Origin of the sequence: Granulicella sp. 5B5, assembly GCF_014083945.1 — a bacterium.
Taxonomy (GTDB): domain Bacteria; phylum Acidobacteriota; class Terriglobia; order Terriglobales; family Acidobacteriaceae; genus Granulicella.
On sequence record NZ_CP046444.1, the window covers coordinates 3,182,923 to 3,196,018 of the forward strand.

Genomic DNA, 13,096 nt, shown 5'->3' on the forward strand with positions numbered 1-13,096 from the left:
CGATCAGAGGCCGCAGTTGCAGCTTTTGCCGTGCGTCGGTGGCAGCTTGCCGTCGAGTGTGGGGATGCAGTGTCCGTGCGGGTCGCTGGTGGGGTTGCCGAGCACTTCGGCTATGCGCGCCTCGAACCGCTCGGAGATAAAGTGCTCCAGCTTCTCGGCCTCGTCGTGTATCTCGTCGATGGGATAGTTGAGTACCTCGAAGAGGAAGGTCTCGATGAGGCGATGGTGACGTACGATCTCCAGTGCGCGCCTGCGCCCTGTCGCCGATAGCGTGACGCCCCGGCTGCGCTGGTATTCCACCAGCGTGGGCCGCTCGCCCGCGAGTCGCTGCAGCATGTTGGTGACTGAAGCCGGCGCGATGGAGAGGTGCTCGGCCAGCAACGAACTACCGACGCGCAGCCGCTCATCCCCGGATAGCGTGTAGATGGCCTTGAGATAGTTGTCGACGGACTCGCTCTGGACGCGGGCGTGTCTGCGAGGCGTGGCTTTGGTGGCGGTGGGCATCTTCGGTTTCAAGTGTAGATCGTATCGACTCCCGATGCGCGCGAAATGACGAAGGCCCCGGACGAATCCGGGGCCTTCGTTGTTGGTTGCGGTGGAGCTTAGTACATGCCGTCCATGCCGCCGCCGTGGTTGTGGCCGCCGGCCGGAGCTTCCTTCTTCTCCGGAATATCGGCGATCATGGCCTCGGTGGTGAGCATCAGGCCGCTGATGGAGGCGGCGTTCTGCAGGGCAGTGCGCGTGACCTTGGTCGGGTCGATGACGCCGGCCTTGACCAGGTCCTCGTAGACACCGGTGCCGGCGTTGTAGCCGAAGTTGGTGTCCTTCGATTCGTTGATCTTGCCGATGACCACTGCACCCTCTTCACCCGCGTTGTGGACGATCATGCGCAGCGGCTCTTCGATGGCGCGACGGATGATGTTCGCACCGATCTTTTCGTCGCCTTCGAGCGTCTTGATCAGGTCGTCGACGGCCTTGGTGCAGCGCACCAGTGCCACGCCGCCGCCCGGGACGATGCCCTCTTCGACAGCTGCACGGGTTGCGTGCATCGCGTCCTCGACGCGCGCCTTCTTCTCCTTCATCTCGGTCTCGGTAGCTGCCCCGACCTTGATGACGGCGACGCCACCAACCAGCTTCGCAAGGCGCTCCTGGAGCTTCTCGCGGTCGTAGTCGGAGGTGGTCTTCTCGACCTGCGCGCGAATCTCCTTCACGCGGCCTGCGATCTTGTCGTCAGCTCCGCCGCCATCGACGATGGTGGTGTTGTCCTTGTCGATGGTGATGCGCTTGGCGGTGCCCAGATCCTCGAGCGTGACGCCCTCGAGCTTGATGCCGAGGTCCTCGGTGATAGCCTTGCCGCCGGTCAGGACAGCGATATCCTCCAGCATGGCCTTGCGGCGGTCGCCGAAGCCGGGGGCCTTCACGGCCGCAACGTTCAGCGTGCCACGCAGCTTGTTCACCACGAGGGTCGCGAGCGCCTCACCGTCCACATCCTCGGCGATGATCAGCAGGGGCTTGGCGGTGCGGGCAACCTGCTCCAGCAGCGGCAGCAGGTCCTTCATCGTGGAGATCTTCTTCTCATAGATGAGGATGTAGGGGTTCTCGAGGGCAGCTTCCATGCGCTCCGCATCGGTGACGAAGTAGGGCGAGAGGTAGCCGCGATCGAACTGCATGCCCTCGACCACATCGAGCTGAGTCTCCATCGTGCGGGACTCTTCCACGGTGATGACGCCGTCCTTGCCGACCTTCTTCATCGCCGCAGCGATGATGGTGCCGATCTGCTCGTCCGAGTTGGCGGAGATGGTGCCGACCTGGGCGATCATGTCGCCCGAGACGGGCTTGGAGAACGTGGAAAGAGCGCCGCCGGTGACGACGCCGTTCTCATCGCGCTTGCCGATGATGGCCTCAACGGCCTTGTCGATGCCGCGCTTCAGCGCCATCGGGTTGGCACCGGCCGCGACGGTCTTTACTCCCTCGCGGTAGATGGCCTGGGCCAGAACGGTGGCGGTGGTGGTGCCGTCGCCGGCAACGTCGGAGGTCTTGGAGGCGACCTCCTTCACCATCTGTGCGCCCATGTTCTCGAGGCCCTCGGGCAACTCGATCTCCTTGGCGACGGTGACGCCGTCCTTGGTGATGGTCGGCGAACCGAACTTCTTCTCGATGACGACGTTGCGGCCCTTGGGACCGAGCGTCACCTTCACAGCGTTCGCGAGCGTGTTCACGCCGCGCAGAATCGCCTGACGCGAATCTTCTCCGTGCAGAATTTGCTTTGCCATTGTGTTTCCCTCAGGGGCTGAAGCCCCAAAATTTTTGGTGGAATCCATGTCACGGCTGAAGCCGTGACCTACCGTATATCGCCGGAGCGAAAGTTATTTGAGGATGCCGAGGACTTCTTCCTCGCGCATGATGAGGAACTCCTCGCCGTCGAGCTTGATCTCAGTGCCGGAGTACTTGCCGAAGAGGATCTTGTCGCCGGCCTTGACGTCGAGAGGGAAGACCTTGCCTTCGTCGTTGGACTTGCCCTTACCGACGGAGATGACTTCGCCCTGCTGGGGCTTTTCCTTGGCGGAGTCGGGGATGATGATGCCGCCGACCTTGGTTTCGCCCTCTTCGAGGCGGCGAACCAGGATGCGGTCATGCAACGGCGTAAATGAGGTGGCTGCCATGATGGTGCTTCTCCTTGATGAAACGTTGGTTGTAGCGGGCCCGGTGGACTGGGTGGGAGTGCCGGAAGGCCGAAGTAGCGCCTTAGCACTCACCTGTGCCGATTGCTAATATAGGCCTCTGATCGAAGTCGGTCAAGGGTGTCTGTATGAATTTGAGTTAAACTCGCTCATATTCTCGGGCGGGCCGTAAGCGAGGGTCGGAGGCAGCCAGTTACGGGTCAAAAGCTGTAGAATCAGCCTATGAATTTTCGCACTTCCAGCTCCTCGGCCCTCGTCAGGACGCTTGCAAAAGCGAGTGTTGTCCCGGTTCTGGCTTGCCTCGTGGGTACTGCGGCGGCGTCCGCGCAGGACTCCGAGCATGGCCGCAAGTACAAGCCGCTGCCACCCACAGCGCACATCACCGTGACAGTCCAGAAGGGCTTCAACAGCAAGCCGATCATGAATGCAGCAGTGGTCTTCCACGCCGTGCGCGATGGCCACAACGACGGCAACCTCGAGGTAAAGACCGACGAGGACGGCAAGGCTGTGATCGACGTGATCGAGATCGGCAGCAAGGTGAATGTGCAGGTCATCGCCAACGGCTTTGCAACCTCCGCACAGGAGATTGATGTGGACACCCCGACCAAGGACCTACTGGTCAAGATGCAGCGGCCACGGGCACAGGTGTCGGAGTTCGAGGACAACAGTGGCAAGGCCTCGCAGGTAAAGCCGGGCATCCAGGAGCCACCGCATCCGCTGCCTCCTCCTGCGACGGCAGGCACTCCCCAGTGAGCGGTGCGGACGGGCTGCAGGGGACTCTGCCGGCAAAGATCCTGAGTGGTAAGGGCGTTGTGGTGACCGGGGCAGCCCGGCGGATTGGCCGTGCGCTGGCGCTGACGCTGGCCGAGGCCGGCGCCGATGTCGTCATCACCTATCGCGGCTCGCAGGCCGACGCCGAGGAGACGGTCGCTGCGCTCCGGGCTCTTGGTTCAAACGCGATGGCTGTGCCCTGTGAGGTACGCGAGGAGCAGAGCGTGGAGCGTGCCATCGCAACGGCGGTCTCCCATCTGGGTGGGCTCGACATACTGGTCAACAACGCGGGCGCGTTTGAGACCGCAGCTCTGGAAGAGATCTCCGTTGCGCAGTGGGATGCGATGTTCGAGACCAACACGCGTGGCCCGTTTCTGCTTGCCCGCACGGCGCATCCGTACCTGAAGGCGGCGCGGGGCCGCATCGTCAATATCGGTTCGCTGGGCGGGCTGCACCCGTGGGCCACGCATGGGCACTACTGCACGTCGAAGGCGGCGCTGCACATGCTCTCGCAGACGATGGCCAAGGCGTGGGCCCCGGAGATCGCGGTGAACTGCGTTGCTCCAGGGATGATTGTGTGGGGTGATGTGAATCCGGCGTACGAGCACTTTGCCGCGAAGACGCCGATGGGCCGTAACGGCCAGGCGGAGGATGTTGCCGCGGCGGTGTTGTTCTTCGCCACCGCGCCCAGCTTCATCACCGGGCAGCTGCTGGCGGTGGATGGCGGTCTCGGCCTCTAGGTCAGCCTGCTAGCCTTTCCGCCAAAGAGCCGCTTCAGGAACGATGGGCGTTCTATCTCGTAGAGATTGCGGGGCTCTTCAATGGCGGGTAGCGGCTGTCCTTCGAAGACTGCCAGGGGGTTGTCCACACAGATCGCCTGCGCATAGTCAGCGCCATATTTCGAAGCAACGACGTCGTGGGCGGCACGCATCTTTGGCGGACGCCGTGTGGTGTTGTGCGCATCCGTCGCGAGGAAGTGGACCCAGCGGTCGCTTAACAGCTTGTGCGCCATCTTCTCCGCGACCTGGCCCATCTGGCCGACCACGGAGCTGGTTGTCACCTGCACGAGCATGCCCTGCTGCACCCAGGTTTTGAGGCGCGAAGGGTCACGCTGCAGGGTGGGATTGCGTTCAGGGTGGGTCAGTATAGGGGTCAAGCCGGCCAGCCGCAGGTCATAGATCGAATCGCCCATCTGCGGCGGGATGGCGTGGTCCTGCAGCTCGATCAGCAGATACTGTTTTGCATTGATCGAGTAGCGGTGCGGGTTGCGGCGGGCATCCTGGATGTTGTCATAGTTCATGTGAAAGTCGCAGCCGCTGCCGAGCGTGATCTTCACGCCCTCGCGGGCCAGGCTCTCGCGCAGGGCGTCGAGCAGCTGCTCGTTGCGTTCGCGGTCGAACGCATAACGATTGTTGGCGTGGGGGGTGGCGACGATGTGGGTGATACCGTCTTCCGCTGCCATGCGCGCCATGGCCACGGAGGTTTCAAGATCGGTCGAGCCATCGTCCAGGCCGGGCAAAAGGTGATGATGTATATCGACCATGGTAGCGTTTAGTTTAACACTCTGGCTAGACTGCCTGAACAGGCAGTTTTGCATCCTATGATAGAGATGACACTCAGCGGTAAACGTTATAGCGCGTAGTGTGCCCTCAACCTTTCATGAAAGTAGATTCCAGGAACGTCCTCATGGCAGAACAGACATCGAGCTCCTCCAGCAAGCCCCGCGTTCTAGTCGCCGACGACGAACAGGTAATCGCAAACACACTGGTCATCATCCTCAATCAGGCAGGCTTTGAAGCCAGGGCTGTCTATAGCGGCGAAAAGGCCATCGACCTGCTGGACTCCTTCAAGCCTGACATGCTGATCTCCGACGTCATTATGACTGGCATGACTGGCATCGAAGCCGCGATTGAAGTGCGCAACCGTCTGCCGGAGTGCAAGATCCTGCTTTTCTCGGGACAGGCCGCCACTGCCGATCTGCTGGAGCGCGCGCGCACCCAGGGACATGAGTTCGAGATCCTCGCCAAGCCGGTGCACCCGACCGATCTGCTCGCCAAACTTCGCGGCTAAACACTGCTGCCCGTGCAGCGGTGCAGCTACAGTGGCAACTTCGCGCGTTCCCTCAGCCGTTCATGGCGTTTCAACTCAATCAGGTATTCATAGTACCCCATCAGCGTGGCGTACATCATGCCTGCGCGCCCATCCAACACGGCACGTCGTACGAACATCAGGTACAGCCACTTGATCAGGGGCCGCAGAGGCAGGCCGTAAAAGATCGCCTTCTGCGCAGCGCGTCTCTGGTGAAAGTCAGCTGCGAACAACGCCTGTCGCAATGACGCACCTTGCACGGCAGTGCCGTTTGCCAGCAGGTCGGCCTCCGCGCTGGAGTAGGCGTTATGCCGTGCTACCCAACTCGCAAGGCCCTTTGAAAAAGGGAAGTGGTCGAACGGAGCATTGAGTGATGCCACTGTGCCCTGTACATCGACAACTTCGTTGATCTCCCGCGTATAACGCGCCCTGTCCACGCGCAGCAGCCGCACATAGAAGGGCGTCATCTGTGCGTGCTTGAGCCATGTGCCCCACAGGTAGTCGCGCCGCCGCATGCGAAATCCGGAAACGCCGTCCTGCACATGCGCCACAGCCTGTTGCATCTCCGTGACGAGCTCTGGTGTCGGACGCTCGTCGGCATCCAGCACCAGCACCCAGCCGTGGCAAAACGGCAATGCCAGGCCGGCATTTCGCTGCGCGGCATAGTTGTCAAACGCACGCATACTCACGCTGGCGCCGTGCTCGCGCGCGATGGTCACTGTGCGGTCTATGCTGCCGGAGTCCAGTACATGCACATCGTCGCACCATGCCACCGAGTCGAGACACCCGGGCAGGTCCAGCTCTTCATTGCGCGTAAGAATGAGCACCGAGATCACGCCGCGTCTCCGCCGTGTAGAAAACGTTCGCGCTGCTTCACGGCTTTTGCAGGCACGCCTGCATACACCGTCCAGGGCTCAAGGTCGCGTGTAGCGACAGACGCCAGTCCCAGCACGGAGCCCTCGCTCACCTGTACGCCGGGTGCGACACAGGCGCGCGCGCAAATCCACGCATACGCGCCGAAGCTCATGCGGTAGGCAAGCAGTGGAAACGCGGGATCGTTGTAGTCGTGCGTCGCGCCACAGATATAGCTGCCCTGCGAAAAGATCACGTGTGAGCCGCACTCGATCAGTGCGGGGTTGTAGATTTCAACGCCATCGGCCGTGGTCACCTGATCGGCGCAGTGCAGGTTCCACGGCGCCCATACCTTTGAGCCCGGATAGAAGTGGCACTTTGTCCCAAGCTTCGCGCCGAAGAGTCGCAACAAAAGGCTGCGCCATGCATGGAACGGCCGCGGTGACGTCCGGTACAGCAGCAACCAGACGATGCCCCACACCAGCCGCGCCGCGCGATTACTCAGGGAAAATGCGGGCCGTGTGTAAGCGTCCGCTCCCGGCGGCGCGACGATGTGATCGGTGGCGCGATACACGGGGGTACGGTGGCGTGTCGTCTCACTCATGCCTTGCGTGGCTCCGCAAGCGCGCTTGTTTGGGCTGCCCTTGCATCGGCAAGAAGCTCCACCAGCGCACTCGTGTTCTTTCGCATATCGTACCGCGTTGTGGCGCTCTGTAATGCGCGGGCGCTCATCGCCTCGCGTTCTGCGGGGCTCAAGCCGGTCCATTGCGTCAGCAGGGAGATCACGCCTTCCAGGGTATCGTCATCCACCAGCGCGCAGCCGTCGGCGGCCAGGTCCTCCGCAATGTTGATGGGCTGCGTGATCAGCACAGGCTTCCCGCAGGCCAGGGCCTCCACGACCGCGATGCCGAAGTTCTCCTGATGTGACGGCAGGACGAACGCTTCGCATCCCGCAAACGCGCCCCACTTCCTCTCGCCCTTCAGCATGCCTGGCCAATGAACGCGCTCTGCTATGCCTGCGCGCTCGGCCATACGCTGCAGTTTGCTTTGCCAGCCCGCGCTGTCTGGGCCGGCCATTACCAGTTGCACGTCCGGTTGCAGTAGCGCAACCCGCGCGAAGGCTTCGATCAACAGATCGCACCCCTTCTTCGGGTCGAGGCGGCCGAGAAAGAGTAGATACTGCTTGTCGCGCAGAGCCGGGCAGAGCGCGTAGAACGCCTCGCGGCACTCCGCTACATCCGCAGACGGCGCATCGGCTCCCAGACCGATCACCGCCGCGTTCCAGCGATGCAGCCAGAAGCTCTGCGCAGCGAGACCGCGCTCGGCCTCTGTCGTGAACACCACACGCAGCGCGTGCCGCAGCACCCAGTATTGCACCGGCAGCCAGTAGAGCCACTTCTTCATATGCTTGATGCGTGATGCGCGCTTGAAGTACGGGTCCAGCATTCCGTGTGCAAACACCAGATAGGGCACGTGTCCGGCCACAGTGCGCAACACAGCGAGCGAGAGGTACTCCCACATACCATGTAGCACAACGCCGTCGTAGCGGTTGCGGTTGGCGCGCAGCCACGGCACCAGCTTCGCGGAGTAGGCCCCCTTGCAGTCACCGCCCAGCGCATGAACGGTAAACGGAGCAGCTTGCAAGTAGCCAGCCTGCGGATCGTCCAGCGTCAGCACCTCGCTATCGCAGCCATCAGGGGCCGAGCGCAGCATCATCCGCACAGCCTCCTGCGGGCCGCCGCTATCGGGCCTCATGTTGCTGATGATGTGCAGAATCCGCAAGCTTCGCCGCTCCCTCGCTACGTCGTGATGATACCAACTAGGCTCATGGTGTGAGCTTGCCGGTCGTGTATGCGAGCGCGGCACGCAGGCCACGCACGTCTTCCTCAAAGCTCCACGTCTTCATGCGCTCCCGTGCGGCGTCGCCCATGGCGCGCGAGGCGCCGGGCGGCGTCAGCACACGGCTCAGCGCGTGCATCAGCGCCTCCACGTCGCCCACCGGATACACGCAACCCTGCACGCCATCAGTCACAAGGTCAGCATGGCTGCCCACATCGCTGGAGACGATCACCGCGCGGCCGGATGCCATCGCTTCATTCACGATCAGCCCCCAGGGCTCATGCCGTGAGGGCAGTACAAACACATTCGCCAGCCGAAAGAACACAGGCAACTCGGTCTGGTTGCGAAAGCCCGCAAAGCGCACGTGCTGCAGCTCTAATTTTTGGCATTCTGCTTCGAGCCGAGGACGCTCTTCGCCATCTCCCACAATCACGAGGTACGGCGACTTCTCCGGCGCGCAGGTCGCAGTAAACCTTGCGTATGCAGCAACCAGATGGTCGGCATGCTTGCGCGCCTGCAGCTTGGACGCAAAGAGCACCACGCTTCTGCCCGGCTCCAGTCGCAACTCCGTGCGCAGCGCCTCTGCCTGTTGCGCTGCTGCTTCCACGCGCTGCGCGAACCAATCGTTATCGACGGCATAGGGCATCGGAAATTGTGGCACGGCATCGCCGAAGTAGTGCCGCCAGTACTCCGCGTTAAATTGTCCGATAGGCAACGTAGCGTCTATGCAACCGCGCAGTGCAGAAAAGAAGAGCCGCTTCAGCGCGAGCTTCCAGCCGCTGCGTTCGCGGTCGCCGAGCCAGCCCTCGGCGCGCAGCAGCACCGGGATGCCAAGCATCTTTGCCGCGAGTATCGCCTGCAGGGCGTTGATGCTTGCATAGCCGTGGACCCATAGTGCATCGAAGGCAGGGCTGCCGTCCGCGTTCTGCAAATGCCTGTAGATGCCGTGGCTGATGGGACTGGTCATCGAGACGGTACCATTGTCTCGCAACGCCGGCAGGAACTCCGATTTGTATCCCTCCAGCAAGGGCACGTCCCAGTTCACCTCAACGCCGAACCCCGCGTCCTTGTAACCTCGCACAGAGAAGTCGGAGCCGAACAGCACCGTCAATGCGATGTCCGGTTCCTGCGCGATCCGCCGCAGCAGAGGCGCTTGGTACTGGATGGGATGGCTTACAACATAGGCGAGCCGCACCGGTCTTGTCTCGTTTCCATGCTGGAATGCAGTGTAATCTGGCGTTCGCATGGCAGATGCCCTCCCCGTCATGCGGCTAACGCAGTGTGATGACTGTAATTAGCACGCTCGCCACGCCAAGCAGCGTCCCGAGACTGCCGTTGCTGATGGAAGCCTTGAGCATGCTGTTGGGGAGAAAGACGATGTCGTTCGGTTGCAGGATGGGGTCTGGCGCCTTGCCATAAAGCACACGCTTCACATCCAGCTTCACAATCGTTCGCTCGCCGCCCACTGTGCGAATCACGCGCAGGTCGTCGTACTTGCCTTCGAAGGTAATGCCACCGCTCAGAGCGGTCGCCTGCATCAGCGTCAGCGGTGTATAGGGCGTCAGTGCGATTACTCCGGGCGTCTTGAACGCGCCGATCATATACACCACACCGATGCGCGAGATGATGATCGTATCGCCGGCAAAGATCGGGATATCGGCGACCTGACTGTGCATGGGGTCGCTGCCCAGGTTCACCACAATCGGCTCCGGTTGTCCGGGCCTGTGGATGGTGATTACGTGGCTCGCAGTCGGCGGCAGCCCGCCGACGCTCGTCAGTACGTCCAGCAATCTCCGCGTGCCGATGATCGGGACAATGCCGTGCGCCTCTCCGATAACGGTCGCCACGGCGTTGGGGCCTTCGGTGATCTGCAGCGTCACCTGCGGGTTGCGGTAGATGCCTGCATCGACCAGTTTCTGCGCGATCAGCCGTTCGGCCTCGGTGATGGTGAGCCCCTCCATATGCACTTCGCCAATCAGCGGCAGCACCACATTGCCGTCTGTGCCGATGCGGATGCTGGGCGAGTAGTCGGACTGCCCGAAGATGTGGATTCCGATCATGTCCCCGGCGGTCAGCAGTACATCGTGCGTCGGCGGGTAGAGCGTAGTTCTGTCGGTCGTCAGTGTCACAGGCCGATTGATCTCCGGGCTCGCCGTAGGCGATGCAGGCCCGTTGAACTGCGCGACGGCGGGCAACGCCGCCAGCACGAGCGTGGTCGACATCAGGGTGCACCACAACGTATACCGTCTGTACACTGCGAGCTGCCGCATCATGGCTTCCCTCCGTCCCGCTTGTTCCATCCACGCGGGTCCCAGGATTTGCTGTCGACGCCCTCCGAACCGTAACCCGAGTACCCGTAGTAGCCGTAATACGCCGCATACTCCGGCGCGTTCAGGTCTACGGCGTTCAGCACAATGCCTGTGATTCTCGCGCCCGAACGCATCAGCAGGTCGCGTGCGCGCCGCAGTGCATGTTTGCTGCTCTTGCCCTGGCGCACGATCAGGACCACGGCATCGGCCTGCTGCGCCAGCACAATACTGTCCGTCACAGAGAGCATCGGCGGCGAATCCATGACGATGTGCGTATAGGTGGAGCGGGCTTCATCCAGCAGCTTCTGCATCGGTTGCGAGCTCAGCATCTCGGTCGGAAAGGGGGGTACGGGGCCGCTCACCAGCACGTCGAGCCCCGGCGCATCGTGCAGGCTCTGGATGGCTTCCTTCAGCGTAGCGCTGCCGGTTAGTACCGAGGTCAGACCCACGTTGCCGGTGAGTCCAAGCCGATGGTGTATCGTTGGGCGGCGCAGATCGGCATCGATCAACAGTACGCGCACGCCGCGCTGCGCCAGCACGGTCGCCAGGTTCATCGAGACGGTCGTTTTACCTTCGGCGGGTGTTGCACTGGTCAACAGGATCGTCTGGGGCTCGCCACCCGCCACGGAGAGCAGCAGCGACGTGCGCAGCGCACGGAAGGCCTCAGCCGACTGCGACCTCGGACTCGCCAGCACCACGAGCGATCGATAGACCAGACTCAGGTGAGAGACCTCCGGAGAGCCACGGCGTGTACGTGGTATTAGCGCCAGCGATGGCAGCCCGGAGACCGACTCCACCTCGCTCACCGTCCGGAGCCCCATATCCAGGCTGTCGAGCACGAACGCCAGCACCACGCCGATGATCAGCATTCCCAGCGCATCGATCATCATGATCGTCGACTTCGGCCGCAGCGACGGGCCGATTGGCGGCATTGCTACATCCACGATGTCGATCTCGGTCGACTCCAGCCCGGCCTGCACTCCTGCGGTGCGCAGCCGCTGGCTCAGGTTATCGTAGAGTGTACGGTTGGCATCGAACTCGCGCTGTTTCAGGGTATAGTTCACCAGCGCATCGCGCAGCCTGAAGGCCTCGTCCTGTTGTGCTTCCAGCGCAGCTTTGGTGTGGTCTTCCTCTGCCTTCGCTGCGATATAAGCAGCTTTGGCGTCAACCAGCACGCGGTTCTGCTCCTCAGTCAGCTCCCGGGTCAGCTCGGCGATCTGATCCTTCACGGCCAGTACCTGTGGATGGTTCGGGCCTAGGTTTGCCGTCAGCTCCGCCATGCGCGCCCGCGCTGTGTTCAACTGGGTGCGCAGGGAGATCACCGCTGGACTCGTTCGGCTCGCATCCATCTCCTGCGTTGTGCTGCTTGGGTCAGTGCCTGCGATGACCTTGTATCGCGTCTCCGCTTCAATCCTCGACAGCTCCGCCGCATTGGCCGCTTTGTTCAGGTCGGCCAGGTTGTTCGTCACCTGGTTCAGGTTCGGGTCGAAGCCCAGCACGCCTAGCTGTTTCTGCAGGTCGATCATGTTGCCCTGCGAAGCCTCCACCTGCTTCTTCAGGTCGTCCAGTTGGTGGGAGAAGAACTCTGTCACGCGCTGCTCCGCTTCCTGCCGCGACTGAAAGCTCCGCGTGATGTAGTCCTTCACCAGCCGGTTCACAATGTCGGCCGAGAGCCGCGCATCCAGCGTGCTGCAGCTGATGCGGATGATGTCGGTCTTGGGCAGCGGGCTGATGCTCACGATGCCTTGCATCGAGCCCAGTACGCTCTGCCGCACGATCGGGTCATCCAGGTTGCGCGGCTTTGGGCTCGGTCCCATGAACCTGGGGTCATTGGCCAGATTCAGATCGCGAGCTACATTCAGCAGCAGTGTGTCGCTCTTCAGCAGCGCTACCTGTGTGGGAATCGGAAACGTGTTGTCGGAGCCGGTTCCGCTACTCAGTCTGAACTCGTTGGTCGAGCCGCTGCGAATCTCGATGGTGCCGGAAGCCTCGTAAATGCGTGGCTGCGTTACCGCCTTGTAGTAACCCCATCCGGCGCCCAGCACGCTCAGCAGCAGGATTACCCACAACCGCTTGCGGATGGTGATCCAGGCATCGGACAACGCGTTCTCCGATGCCTGGTCCACGGCCGTCAGTGGGAGGCCGTGGCTCTCCATATCGGCTTGGGGGCATCATAAGGTGCGGGCATCATCGTAGCCAGTCTACGCGAACCGGCCCGCACAGTTCACGCTGGATCATGCGCCGCTCCAAATCTGGTTGCAGCTTCAAAATCAGGACGCCGGCCGTTACCTTTTCAGCAACATAGACTCGTTCGGGCAACGATCATTACATGCCCAGCTGCGGTGCATCGGCCGATTGCGGGCTGCTGTGCAGCTTTGGAAACCACGTCAGCTGCACGGCCATCGTAGTGTCCTTGTTCACGCCCTTGCTGCTAGAGCAGGCATCTGCGCGGCGGTTGATCGGGTAGCGGTGCGGGAGTTTGCTTCGGCGTCTGGCCTACGGGCACCGGCATGGAAGGCAGGCTACTTGCCGGTGCGGATTTGGGTGCGGGCTCCG

At 62.1% G+C, this 13,096-nt stretch carries 13 protein-coding genes; 3 read left to right on the forward strand and 10 right to left on the reverse strand.

From position 1 onward, the window contains the following. Positions 1-3: 3 nt before the first annotated feature. The 3 genes from GOB94_RS13375 to GOB94_RS13385 all read right to left on the reverse strand — a co-directional run bounded on the left by GOB94_RS13375 (position 4) and on the right by GOB94_RS13385 (position 2,663). A complete protein-coding gene (locus tag GOB94_RS13375; RefSeq protein ID WP_255483964.1) occupies positions 4-516 on the reverse strand; it encodes a metal-dependent transcriptional regulator in 513 nt (170 codons plus the stop codon). 86 nt (positions 517-602) lie between these two features. Further along, positions 603-2,273 carry a chaperonin GroEL gene (gene groL / locus GOB94_RS13380; RefSeq protein ID WP_182276379.1) on the reverse strand — a complete coding sequence of 557 codons (1,671 nt, stop codon included), beginning with the start codon at positions 2,271-2,273 and terminating at the stop codon, positions 603-605. A 93-nt stretch (positions 2,274-2,366) separates the two neighbouring features. Continuing rightward, the gene (locus GOB94_RS13385) at positions 2,367-2,663 is read right to left on the reverse strand and encodes a co-chaperone GroES (RefSeq protein WP_182276380.1); all 297 of its coding nucleotides are present in this window, start codon (positions 2,661-2,663) and stop codon (positions 2,367-2,369) included. Positions 2,664-2,903: 240 nt separating this feature from the next. On the opposite strand from GOB94_RS13385, the gene GOB94_RS13390 reads away from it, so the two are divergent. After that, positions 2,904-3,434 (forward strand): hypothetical protein, encoded by a 531-nt coding sequence (locus GOB94_RS13390; RefSeq protein ID WP_182276381.1) that lies wholly within the window; start codon positions 2,904-2,906, stop codon positions 3,432-3,434. After that, positions 3,431-4,192: an SDR family NAD(P)-dependent oxidoreductase gene (locus GOB94_RS13395; RefSeq protein ID WP_255483965.1), complete on the forward strand. Its 762-nt coding sequence runs from the start codon at positions 3,431-3,433 to the stop codon at positions 4,190-4,192. The genes GOB94_RS13390 and GOB94_RS13395 overlap by 4 nt, the downstream gene beginning before the upstream one ends. Here GOB94_RS13395 and GOB94_RS13400 read toward each other — a convergent pair. Continuing rightward, positions 4,189-4,995, reverse strand: a complete 807-nt coding sequence (locus GOB94_RS13400) for a CpsB/CapC family capsule biosynthesis tyrosine phosphatase (RefSeq protein ID WP_182276382.1) — start codon at positions 4,993-4,995, stop codon at positions 4,189-4,191. The genes GOB94_RS13395 and GOB94_RS13400 overlap by 4 nt on opposite strands. Positions 4,996-5,138: 143 nt before the next feature. Here GOB94_RS13400 and GOB94_RS13405 point away from each other — a divergent pair, with 143 nt between their 5' ends. After that, a complete protein-coding gene (locus tag GOB94_RS13405) occupies positions 5,139-5,522 on the forward strand; it encodes a response regulator (RefSeq protein ID WP_182276383.1) in 384 nt (127 codons plus the stop codon). 26 nt (positions 5,523-5,548) lie between these two features. On the opposite strand, the gene GOB94_RS13410 is transcribed toward GOB94_RS13405, so the two are convergent. Genes GOB94_RS13410 through GOB94_RS13435 form a run of 6 tightly spaced genes read right to left on the reverse strand, consistent with a single transcriptional unit; the run spans position 5,549 to position 12,642 of the window. Beyond that, on the reverse strand, positions 5,549-6,376 hold the full coding sequence (locus GOB94_RS13410) for a glycosyltransferase family 2 protein (RefSeq protein WP_182276384.1): 828 nt from the start codon (positions 6,374-6,376) through the stop codon (positions 5,549-5,551). Next, on the reverse strand, positions 6,373-6,996 hold the full coding sequence (locus GOB94_RS13415) for a putative colanic acid biosynthesis acetyltransferase (RefSeq protein ID WP_182276385.1): 624 nt from the start codon (positions 6,994-6,996) through the stop codon (positions 6,373-6,375). Before GOB94_RS13415 ends, GOB94_RS13410 begins: the two co-directional genes overlap by 4 nt. Then, a complete protein-coding gene (locus GOB94_RS13420) occupies positions 6,993-8,174 on the reverse strand; it encodes a glycosyltransferase (RefSeq protein ID WP_255483966.1) in 1,182 nt (393 codons plus the stop codon). Before GOB94_RS13420 ends, GOB94_RS13415 begins: the two co-directional genes overlap by 4 nt. A 43-nt stretch (positions 8,175-8,217) precedes the next feature. After that, complete coding sequence (locus tag GOB94_RS13425; RefSeq protein WP_182276386.1) at positions 8,218-9,477, reverse strand: glycosyltransferase family 4 protein; 1,260 nt, start codon at positions 9,475-9,477, stop codon at positions 8,218-8,220. A 25-nt stretch (positions 9,478-9,502) separates the two neighbouring features. Next, positions 9,503-10,453, reverse strand: coding sequence for a polysaccharide biosynthesis/export family protein (locus GOB94_RS13430; RefSeq protein ID WP_182276387.1), 951 nt, complete (start codon positions 10,451-10,453; stop codon positions 9,503-9,505). Positions 10,454-10,500: 47 nt separating this feature from the next. Continuing rightward, on the reverse strand, positions 10,501-12,642 hold the full coding sequence (locus tag GOB94_RS13435) for a polysaccharide biosynthesis tyrosine autokinase (RefSeq protein WP_182276388.1): 2,142 nt from the start codon (positions 12,640-12,642) through the stop codon (positions 10,501-10,503). Positions 12,643-13,096: the final 454 nt, after the last annotated feature.

What these genes read in the sequence shown, in the direction of transcription:
- GOB94_RS13390 (WP_182276381.1), top strand. Translation starts at nt 2,904, where the DNA reads ATGAATTTTCGCACTTCCAGCTCCTCGGCCCTCGTCAGGACGCTTGCA.
- GOB94_RS13425 (WP_182276386.1), bottom strand. Translation starts at nt 9,477, where the DNA reads ATGCGAACGCCAGATTACACTGCATTCCAGCATGGAAACGAGACAAGA.
- GOB94_RS13415 (WP_182276385.1), bottom strand. Translation starts at nt 6,996, where the DNA reads ATGAGTGAGACGACACGCCACCGTACCCCCGTGTATCGCGCCACCGAT.
- GOB94_RS13430 (WP_182276387.1), bottom strand. Translation starts at nt 10,453, where the DNA reads ATGTCGACCACGCTCGTGCTGGCGGCGTTGCCCGCCGTCGCGCAGTTC.
- groL (WP_182276379.1), bottom strand. Translation starts at nt 2,273, where the DNA reads ATGGCAAAGCAAATTCTGCACGGAGAAGATTCGCGTCAGGCGATTCTG.
- GOB94_RS13400 (WP_182276382.1), bottom strand. Translation starts at nt 4,995, where the DNA reads ATGGTCGATATACATCATCACCTTTTGCCCGGCCTGGACGATGGCTCG.
- GOB94_RS13385 (WP_182276380.1), bottom strand. Translation starts at nt 2,663, where the DNA reads ATGGCAGCCACCTCATTTACGCCGTTGCATGACCGCATCCTGGTTCGC.
- GOB94_RS13405 (WP_182276383.1), top strand. Translation starts at nt 5,139, where the DNA reads ATGGCAGAACAGACATCGAGCTCCTCCAGCAAGCCCCGCGTTCTAGTC.